Source organism: Streptomyces sp. NPDC050448, from assembly GCF_040655295.1.
Classification (GTDB): Bacteria; Actinomycetota; Actinomycetes; order Streptomycetales; family Streptomycetaceae; genus Streptomyces.
Genome location: NZ_JBFAJR010000082.1, coordinates 1 through 9,292 on the forward strand (window position 1 = coordinate 1; position 9,292 = coordinate 9,292).

Annotated in this window: 8 protein-coding genes; 7 read left to right on the forward strand and 1 reads right to left on the reverse strand. The window is 73.5% G+C overall.

The window, feature by feature from the left end; all coding sequences use genetic code 11:
- Positions 1-65: 65 nt before the first annotated feature.
- Positions 66-1,091: a beta-ketoacyl-ACP synthase 3 gene (locus tag AB0I68_RS38255; RefSeq protein ID WP_363182060.1), complete on the forward strand. Its 1,026-nt coding sequence runs from the start codon at positions 66-68 to the stop codon at positions 1,089-1,091.
- 112 nt (positions 1,092-1,203) lie between these two features.
- On the opposite strand, the gene AB0I68_RS38260 is transcribed toward AB0I68_RS38255, so the two are convergent.
- Positions 1,204-1,995, reverse strand: coding sequence for a lysophospholipid acyltransferase family protein (locus AB0I68_RS38260; RefSeq protein ID WP_363182061.1), 792 nt, complete (start codon positions 1,993-1,995; stop codon positions 1,204-1,206).
- Between the two features lie 153 nt (positions 1,996-2,148).
- Between AB0I68_RS38260 and AB0I68_RS38265 the strand changes: the two genes are divergently transcribed.
- From AB0I68_RS38265 to AB0I68_RS38290, 6 genes are all read left to right on the forward strand, one after another.
- Positions 2,149-2,400, forward strand: a complete 252-nt coding sequence (locus AB0I68_RS38265) for an acyl carrier protein (RefSeq protein ID WP_363182062.1) — start codon at positions 2,149-2,151, stop codon at positions 2,398-2,400.
- 20 nt (positions 2,401-2,420) lie between these two features.
- The gene (locus AB0I68_RS38270) at positions 2,421-3,602 is read left to right on the forward strand and encodes a beta-ketoacyl-[acyl-carrier-protein] synthase family protein (RefSeq protein WP_363182063.1); all 1,182 of its coding nucleotides are present in this window, start codon (positions 2,421-2,423) and stop codon (positions 3,600-3,602) included.
- Between the two features lie 162 nt (positions 3,603-3,764).
- On the forward strand, positions 3,765-5,861 hold the full coding sequence (locus tag AB0I68_RS38275; protein WP_363182064.1) for a SpoIIE family protein phosphatase: 2,097 nt from the start codon (positions 3,765-3,767) through the stop codon (positions 5,859-5,861).
- 56 nt (positions 5,862-5,917) lie between these two features.
- The gene (locus tag AB0I68_RS38280; RefSeq protein WP_363182065.1) at positions 5,918-6,529 is read left to right on the forward strand and encodes a nucleoside/nucleotide kinase family protein; all 612 of its coding nucleotides are present in this window, start codon (positions 5,918-5,920) and stop codon (positions 6,527-6,529) included.
- A gap of 337 nt (positions 6,530-6,866) precedes the next feature.
- The gene (locus AB0I68_RS38285; protein ID WP_363182066.1) at positions 6,867-7,445 is read left to right on the forward strand and encodes an RNA polymerase sigma factor; all 579 of its coding nucleotides are present in this window, start codon (positions 6,867-6,869) and stop codon (positions 7,443-7,445) included.
- A 950-nt stretch (positions 7,446-8,395) separates the two neighbouring features.
- Positions 8,396-9,202: an IclR family transcriptional regulator C-terminal domain-containing protein gene (locus tag AB0I68_RS38290; protein WP_363182067.1), complete on the forward strand. Its 807-nt coding sequence runs from the start codon at positions 8,396-8,398 to the stop codon at positions 9,200-9,202.
- Positions 9,203-9,292 lie beyond the last annotated feature (90 nt).

Genomic DNA, 9,292 nt, shown 5'->3' on the forward strand with positions numbered 1-9,292 from the left:
ACGCACGGCTTCTTCAAGGCCGGCCTCTTCCTCGGTGCGGGTTCCGTGATGCACGCCCCGATTCCGTGCCCGCGCGCGGCCGTGGCGCTGTCCTCGCCGGGCTCGGCGCGTACGTGCCGCCGCGCGTCCTCACCAACGCCGAGCTGTGCGGGCAGCGGCCCATCGGCGACGAGTGGATCCGCACCCGCATCGGTGTGGCGAGCCGGCGCATCGCGGACGGGGAGGCCACCGTCGACCTGGCGGTACGGGCCGGCCGGCACGCGCTGACGGCGGCCGGGGTGTCCGCCGTCGACGCGGTCGTCCTGGCCACCATCTCGCCGGACCGGCTCCTGCCGGCCGGGGCCCCGGAGGTCGCGGCGCGGCTCGGGCTGGGCACGGTACCCGCGTTCGACCTGGCGTCGGGCTGCAGCGGATTTCTGTACGGCCTGGGCGTGGCCTCCTCGATGATCACCGCCGGGGCCTTCGACCGCGTCCTGCTGGTCGCCTCGGACGTGTTCAGTGCGTTCCTCGATCCGCAGGACTGGCTGATGTCGGCCATCTTCGGGGACGGGGCGGGAGCGGTGGTGCTGTGCGCCGGCGAGGCCGGCGCACCCGGCGCGTTCGGCCCGTTCGACCTGGGCAGTGACGGCGCGCAGGCCGATCTGCTGGAGATCCCCGGCGGCGGCGCGCGGGCGAGGAAGCGGAAACTGGCGGCGCCGGACGAGGAGTTCTCGCCGTATTTCCGGATGGACGGGCCCGTCGTACGCAAGCAGGCCGTCGTCGGGATGTGCGACTCCGTGACCCGCGCCCTGGACCGGGCCGGGTGGCGGCTCGGGGACCTGGACCTGCTGGTCGCCCACCAGGCCAACCAGCGGATCCTGGACGGGCTCACCGCCGAGCTGGGGCTGGCGCCCGGGCAGGTGCTGTCGCACATCGAGACGTACGGGAACGCCGCGGCGGCGTCGGTGCCCGTGCTGCTGGCCCAGGCCGCCGCCGCGGGGACGCTGTCGCCGGGGCGGCGGGTGGCCCTGACCGCGTACGGTGCGGGGCTGGCCTGGGGGTCGACGACCCTGGTCTGGCCCGAAGTGCGGGCGGTGGCCGAGGACGGGTGAGCCGGCCCCCGGCCGCCGGCCCCCGGCCCACGGTCCCCGGCCGCCCGGCCGCCGCGCCGGGAACACGCCCGGCGCCCGGGGCACTCCCAGGGCCGGGCGTGCTCCGAGCGCGTTACCAGAACGGCGTTGCCCGCCTGCGCCGTTCCCGGTCCACCAAGGCCTGAACGGCGGCCTGGGATTCGGCGCACAGCAGGCGGGCCGCGGCCGAACGGGCGGCGTAGGACGCGGGCCGGTGCGGCGCGGGGATCGGCTCGCCGATGGTGACCAGCCATTTCGCGGGCAGCGGGAAGACCGTGGTGATCGGGAAGTAGGGCAGGTCGAAGAGACGCGCCAGGGCCGGGATCCCGCCGATCCGCGGGCATGCCTCCTCGGCGCCGATGACGGACACCGGCACGACGGGGGCGCCGGCCCGGACGGCCGTGAGCGCGAATCCGGGGCTGAACGGCCGGAGTTGATAGCGCTTCCGAAAGGGCTTTTCCAGACCGGCGAGTCCTTCGGGAAACACCCCGACGAGTTCCCCGGCGGTCAGATGTTCCAGTCCCAGCATCGGATCGAGGGGAATGGCGCCCTTCTTACGAGCATACGAACCGATGACCGGGAACCGGAATACCAGGGGCGCGGCCGGTACGTGCAGGGGCCGCCGGAGGCTGCGGGTGAACACCTTCTGGAGAACGAAGGCGTCGAGCCCCCAGGCGCCGGAGTGATTGGCGACGACGACTGCGGGCCCTTCGGGTGGAATGTTCTCCAACCCCACCACCTCGAGCCGGAAGTAGTCGTCGACGAACCAGTCGAGGAGCCGGTCCCAGGCGCTCTCCCCGGCATCGCCGAGCAGCCGTTTCATGTACCTGAGTTCGGCGCCGGCCACCTCGATCACATCGGTCACATCGGCCATGCTTTCCGACACGAATGATCCCCACTCTCACGTTTTGAATCATCAACAAGCGCAGTGGCGGCGGGTTTTGAGTAAATACCCTGCCGTGGTACTTATTTGAGCACGACTAGGCCCTTCCCTCGCCACCCTGCTGCAATGGCACCGACACCGCAAATGAGAGCTTCCGTGACTATTTCCGCGCCGGAATCCGTCCTCGACGTGATCAGTGAACTGCTCGTCGAGAGGTTCGAAGTCCCCTCCGACGAGGTACGGGCGAGCGCGCCCATGCGCGACCTGCTGACCGATTCGCTCATGATCGTCGAGATGGCCATCGCCGTTCACGAGACGCTGGGCGTCAAGGTCGAGGAGGACGAGCTCCGCGCCGCCACGCTCGCGGAGTTCGCCGCATCCGTCGACGCACGGCGGACGGACCGTTGATCCGACGCCCGGAGGCCGTCGTGACCGGGCTCGGCCTGGTCACGGCGGCCGGGTGCGGCCGGGACGCGACGTGGTCGGCCGTCCGCGCGGGCCGCTCCACCGCGGCGCCCGACCCCGTGCTGGACGGTCTGCCCGTGTCCCTCAGCTGCCGCGTACCGGAGCTGGACCACCCGGTCCTGCACCGGCGCGGCTCGGCCCACCTGGACCCGGTCGACCGGTTCGGCCTGGTGGCCGCCGCGCAGGCACTCGACCACGCCGGGCTTGATCCGGGCGAGTGGGACGGCAGCCGGGTCGGCGTCGTCACCGGCGGCGGCCTCGGCGGCGTCCGGACCCAGGACACGGCACTCGCCCGACTCGGTGAGCAGGGCCCGGAGTTCGTCTCCCCGTACTTCCTCCCGGGCTATCTGATCAACATGACGTGCGCCAACATCGCGCTGCGCTTCGGGGTGACCGGGCCCGCCCTGTCCACCTCCACGGCCTGCGCCTCGGGCACCACCGCCCTCGGCCTCGCCCGGGACCTGCTGGCGACCGGACAGTGCGACATCGCCCTCGTCTGCGGCGCCGAGGCGGCCGTCACCCGGCTGGTGGTGACGGGCTTCTCCCAGCTGGGCGCCCTGTCGGGGACGGGATCGCGCCCCTTCGACGCCACCCGCGACGGCTTCGTCATCGCCGAGGGCGCCGGCGCGCTGGTCCTGGAGCGCGCCGAGCACGCCGCCGCCCGGGCGGCCCGGCCCCTCGCGCGGCTGATCGGCTACGCCGCTTCGACGGACGCGCACCACCTGGTGGCACCGCACCCCGAAGGCCGTGGCGCCGAGCAGGCCGTCCGCGCCGCCCTCGCGGACGCGGGCATCGGCCCCGACGACGTCGGCCACGTCAACGCGCACGGCACGTCGACCCGGCAGAACGACGGCATCGAGGCCGCCGTCCTGCGCCGGGTCTTCCCCCGCAGGCCGCCCGTCACCTCGGCCAAGGGCACGCTCGGGCACACCCTCGGGGCCTCGGGCGTCATCGAGGCGGCCCTGACCGCCCTGGCCCTGGCCGAGGACACCGTCCCGCCCACGGCCGGGCCGGGCGAGACCGACGCCGCAATGGACATCGACGTCGTGAGGGGCACGGCCAGGCGGTGCACCCCGCCGGTCGCCGTCAGCAATTCCTTCGGATTCGGCGGCCACAACGCCGTGGCGGTGCTCGCACGCGCCTGACCGCGCCGGGAAGCGGTACCGGTCCGGCAGGGCGACCATGGGTGGTGTGGAGGAAGCGCAGCTGAAGGCCTCCCTTGCCGGGCGGCCGTACGGAGCTGACCGCGGCATCCGAGGAGCGGCGGGCCGGGGCGGACCGGCCCGCCCCCGAGGGGCGGGTGCGGTATGAGCGAGCAGATGCCGATCGAGGACCTGATCAGCGGCGCCGCCCAGGACGCCGGAGGGTGGCTCGGCTCGCTGCCCGTGGCGCAGCTGGCCACCGGCGCCGACGGCACGATCGTCCGCTGGAACCGCGGGGCGCAGGAACTGCTCGGCTACACCCCGCCGCAGATCGTCGGCCGGCACATCGCCGACCTCCTCCACCCCGGAGCCGACCGCAGCCTCGGCCGCGCCCTGTGGGAGACAGCCGTCACCGGGCGCGGGGTGATGGGCACCGTGACCGCCTGGCACCAGGACGGGCACCCGCTGGAGCTGGAGATCTGGGCCTGCCCGGTGCCCAGCCGGCGCCACGGCGCCTCCGCGGTCCTGGTCTTCGCCGCCGACGCCCACGCGGCCCGGCGGATCCGGGGATCGTCGGCGGTCTGGGACGGGCTGTTCGCCCGCTCGCCCGTCGGTATCGCCATCCTCGACACACAACTGCGATTCCTCCAGGTCAACCCGGCTTTGGAGGCGATGAACGGCCTCTCGGAGTCCGCGCACGTGGGACGGCGCCTCGCGCAGGTCCTGCCCGAGGTGAACGCCGAGGAGATGGAGGACGCGATGCGGCAGGTCCTGGCCACCGGGGAGCCGGTGCTGGACCGCCGCCGCATGGGCCGTACCCCGGCCGACCCCGCCCACGACCGGGTCTGGTCGTGCTCGTACGTCCGGGTGGAGGACCCGGGCGGCCGCCCGATCGGCGTGATCGCCTCGCTGCTCGACATCACCGAGCAGCAACACGACCACCTCGAGGCCGTGGCCGGCCGCCGCAGGCTGGCGCTGCTCAGCGAGGCCAGCGTCCGCATCGGCGCCGGCCTGGAGCTGGAGCGCACCGCGCAGGAGCTGGCGGACCTCGCCGTACCGCAGCTCGCCGACGCCGTCACCGTCGACGTACTGGACAGCCTCGCCAGCGGTGACGAGCCCGGCCTCGGGGTGGCCGGGGGCGTCGCCCTGCGGCGCCTGGGCAAGGCCCCGCTGACCGGCTCCGCCGTGATCGGCATCCTCGCTCCCCTGGGCAGGACCCTCACCTTCCCGGCGGCCGCCCCTTACACCCAGGCCGTCGCCGCCCGCCGTCCGTTCCTGATCGCACACTTGGACGAGCAGGCCGTCGCCTCCGCCGCCCGCCACACGAACAAGGCCGCGCAGCTGCTGCCGGCCGGGGTGCACTCGTTCATGATGGCCCCGCTCATCGCCCGGGACCTGGTGCTCGGCGTGGCAACCTTCTACCGCACCAGCCCCATCGGCCCGTTCGGGCCCGACGACGTCACCCTCGCCGGCGAGCTCGGCACCCGCGCCGCCATCAGCATCGACAACGCCCGCCTCTACCACCGGGAACACGAGACCGCGGTCATCCTGCAGCGCAGCATGCTGCCCCAGCACATCACTCCGCCGCCCGGCATCGAGGTTGCCCACCGCTATCTCCCCGCGAGCGACGTCAACGAGATCGGCGGCGACTGGTACGACGCCCTGCACCTCCCCGGCGGCAAGGCCGCCGTCCTCATCGGGGACGTCATGGGCCACGGCATCGCGGCCGCGGCGGTCATGGGCCGGCTCTCCGCCAGCGTGCGCGCCCTCGCCCGGCTCGATCTGGCTCCCGAGGACCTCATGCAGCAGCTGGAAGCGACCCTCGACGACCTCGCCGAGCCGATGATCGCCACCTTCCTGTACGCCGTGCTCGATCCGGAGACCGGCCTCTGCCGCATCACCCGCGCCGGGCACCCGCCGCCCGCGATCGTGGCCCCCGACGGCACGGCCCGCCTCGTCGACCTGCCGCCCGGCACCCCGCTCGGTGTCGGCGGGACCGCCTTCACCACCACCGACCTCACCCTGCCCCCGGGCAGCCTCCTCGTCATGTACACCGACGGCCTCGTCGAAGCCCGCGGCAGCGACATCGACGACCGCCTGACAGAGCTCACCCGTCTGCTCACCGAACCCCAGCGCTCACTGGACCACCTGTGCGACTCGCTGATCACGCACCTGGTCCCGGCGTCCGCGGACGACGACATCGCCCTTCTCGTCGCCCGCGTCGGCGTCAACCCCCACAGGCCCCCGCCCGCCGGCGGCTGAGCGGAGCGCACCGCACCGCACCGCACCCACCCGCATCCCGCGGGCAGGATGGGGGGATGGAATTCACCGAACTGGAGGAGCGGGCCCGCGCGCTCGCGGCGGCGGGCACCCGTCGGATCCTCGGCATCGCCGGGCCGCCCGGGGCCGGGAAGTCGACCCTGGCCGGGCGCCTCGCGGGGGCGCTGGGGCCCGAACTGGCCGTGGTCGTACCGATGGACGGGTTCCACCTCGCCCAGGCCGAACTGGAGCGGCTGGGACGGGCCGGCCGCAAGGGAGCGCCGGACACCTTCGACGCCGCCGGGTACGCGGCCCTCCTGAGCCGGCTGCGCGTCCCCGCGGCCGCCGCGGTCTACGCTCCGGCGTTCGACCGGTCACTGGAGGAGCCGGTCGCCGGGAGCATCCCGGTGGACCCCGCAGTGCCCCTGGTCGTCACCGAGGGGAACTACCTGCTGTACGAGGCGGGGGAGTGGGGGGCGGTACGCGGGCTCCTCGACGAGGTCTGGTTCCTCGCCCCCGACGACACCGTGCGCGTACGGCGGCTGGTGGACCGTCACGTCCGCCACGGCAAGGAGCCCGCTCGCGCCGAGGAGTGGGTGGCCCGCTCGGACGAGGCGAACGCCCGGCTGATCGCCGCGGGCCGGGCCCGGGCGGACCTGGTGGTGGAGTAGGGGCGTACACGGCGGCAAGGGGGCGCGCAGCGGAGCAGATGCGCCATTTCCCGAAAGATTTCCATCGACACCCGTGCACAACCGGGCGTCTTTTCCGATGGGGTGGTGTTGGGGGAGCAGCCGGTCCGTCCGGCTGCTGGATGTGGGGGGCAGGCATGCCCATTTCCGTTCACTTCACCGGAAGGCTTTCCGCCGACGTGAATCCTGTCCAGACCGTCATTCCCGTGCTGATACTCGTCGCTTTCGATGCTGTCAGGAGACACCCATGGCTGCCGGTTGCGAGGACCCGGGCCGCGACCGCCCGTACCGGCGACGACCGGCATCACTGGAGGGGCGTATGAGTGAGGGCGAGTTCGACCCGTCCGGGGACCGGGCGGTCTCCAGCGAGCTGGCCGGCGTCCTGCCGGTGGAGTTCAGCGCGTTCCACTCCCAGCACCACCGCGCCTATCTGCGCTACGCACACCTGCAACTGGGCTCCCGCCAGGACGCCGAGGACGTCGTCGACGACGTGTTCACCTTCCTGCTGAAGGTGTGGCGACAGGCACTGAAGGAGGCGAGTCTGCACGGCTTCGCCTGGGCGGTGCTGCGCGAACACGTCGCGCGAAGACTCGTGGTTCTGGGCCGGCCCGGGGCCATGGTGGAGACGGCCTGGTTCGCCGCCCTGCGCCGCGCCTCCCGCCAGCGCATGGAACTGCTGGAATCCAAGCTCGGCCTGTACGCGGCGATCGCGTGCCTGCCCGAGCGGCACTACGACGTGGTGCTGCTGAACTTCCTGCTGGGGTACGACAACGGCGCCGTCGGCCGGATGATGGGGATCTCCCCCGCGACGGTCCGTTCGCACATTCGAGGCGCAAGCCGAATCCTGTCCCAGAAACTCGGGGCGGACTGGGCTCCTGGAGAGGAGAAAGGCCAGTGAGCGACATGACGGCCGACCGCGACGCCGTGACGGGGGAGGAGCTGGCGGCGGCACTGGAGCAGGCACAGGTGCTGATGGAGGAGTACGCCGGCTACGACGAGGACGCCGCCCGGCGGCGCATCGCCCGCCGCATCGCGGCGGACCGGGCCCGCTCGGCGACCGGCGCCGCCGGCCGGGGCGGCTTCCCGGCACCGGCCTCCCTCGCCGGCCCCGCGCCCCTGCCCGCGCTCGTGCCCACACCGGTGGACGACCTCGTACTGGACGCCGCCTGCCACGTGCGCGCCGCACGGCTGCTGGACGACCTCGCCTGGTCCCTGGTGGAGAGCCGTTCCTTCGCCGAGCTCGCCCTGACCGCCGGAACCTGGCCGCACGGTGCGGAACCGGCGCTGCTGTTCGGCTGCCTGCTGCACCTGGCCGACCGGATGGAGGGCGCGCAGTTCTGGTTCCAGTACGCGGCAGGAGCCGGCTCGAAGACCGCGGCCCGCCTGCTCCACCTCCACCACCTCGCGCGCGCCGAGGTGTGCACCGCCCGGCACTGGAGGGCGCTGGCCGAGGTGCTGCCCCCGGACGAGGGTCTGCCGCACCTGCCGGAGATCCCGGAGAACCTGGAGGAGGCCCTCGCGGCCTCGGTCATCTGGACCTCGCCGCCGATCACCACCCAGGACCTGACCGCCCTCACGGCGGTGCGGGGGCACGGCGGGCGGCCCCCGTACCGGCTTCCCGCCCGGCTGCGGCGGGCCGTGACGGCACGGAGCTGGACCGACGACCCCGATCTGGGGGAGGTGTTCCTCCTCGGCCCGCAGGTCGCGGTGGCGGTGGCCCAGCACGCACGGCTGAACCTCCTGCACCTGACGGAAGAGGCGAACGCCTGGGCACTCGAGGCGCTCCGGCAGCCGCAGGTGACCCAGCCGGGCCGCAGCCCGTCCGAAGGGCGGCCGGCTCCGGTCGCGATGGAATCCGTCCACCGGGCGCTGCGCGTCCTGGAAGTCGTCAACCGCTACTCGGGCGGTGTGAGCCTCGCGCAGATCGCCCGCGAGACGCGGCTGCCGCAACTGGTGCTGGCCCGCGTCATGGAGGAGCTGGTACGGGCGAACCTGGTCGCCCCGGCCGGCCCCGGCGCGTACATCGCGGGCCGGACGCTCTTACTGACCGACACAGTGGCCGGTGACGGGCGCGGACACCTGCGGGAGACCCTCGCCTGGGTCCGGGACGCGGTCGGCGCCGCCGTCTACGTGGCCCGCTACACCGACGGCGAGGTGTGCATCACCCTGTACGCCGACGGTCCGGCGACACCGCTCGTGGACGAGTGGGTCGACTTCCGGGCCGCCGCCCATGCCTCGGCCGTCGGCAAGGCCCTGCTGGCCCAGCTCGAACCCGACGGCCGCAAGGACCACCTGTCGCGGCACCGGGCGCAGATGTTCACCGCCCACACCATCACCCGTCAGGAGGACCTCTTCCGGCAGCTCGACACCCGCCGGCCGGGCTCTGCGCTGCTGGACCTCCAGGAGTACGCCCTGGGTACGGTCTGCGCGGCCGTCCCGATCACCTCGGGCCCCAACGCCGAATGCCTGGCCCTGTCCATCCCGGCACCGGACCCGTACCGCCTGGCGCAGGCCGCCCGGATCCTGCAGACCGAAGCCGCCGCGGTCCTGCTCGCCCTGATCGTGGCCGGCACCGGCCCGGGCACACCCCGGACGGCCCCGCAGCGGGAGGAGGGAGCGGGCGAGCCGGGCAGCATCCTGATCACGGCCACGTAGCGGGCCGTCCGAGGTGTGCCCGGGCCGGTGCCGGCCACGATCAGGGCGAGCAGGACCGCGGCGGCGTCGGTCTGCAGGATCCGGGCGGCC

Bases quoted from the DNA above. Each gene is read 5' to 3' on its own strand.
- AB0I68_RS38275 (WP_363182064.1), top strand. From the start codon at position 3,765: ATGAGCGAGCAGATGCCGATCGAGGACCTGATCAGCGGCGCCGCCCAG.
- AB0I68_RS38280 (WP_363182065.1), top strand. From the start codon at position 5,918: ATGGAATTCACCGAACTGGAGGAGCGGGCCCGCGCGCTCGCGGCGGCG.
- AB0I68_RS38285 (WP_363182066.1), top strand. From the start codon at position 6,867: ATGAGTGAGGGCGAGTTCGACCCGTCCGGGGACCGGGCGGTCTCCAGC.
- AB0I68_RS38290 (WP_363182067.1), top strand. From the start codon at position 8,396: ATGGAATCCGTCCACCGGGCGCTGCGCGTCCTGGAAGTCGTCAACCGC.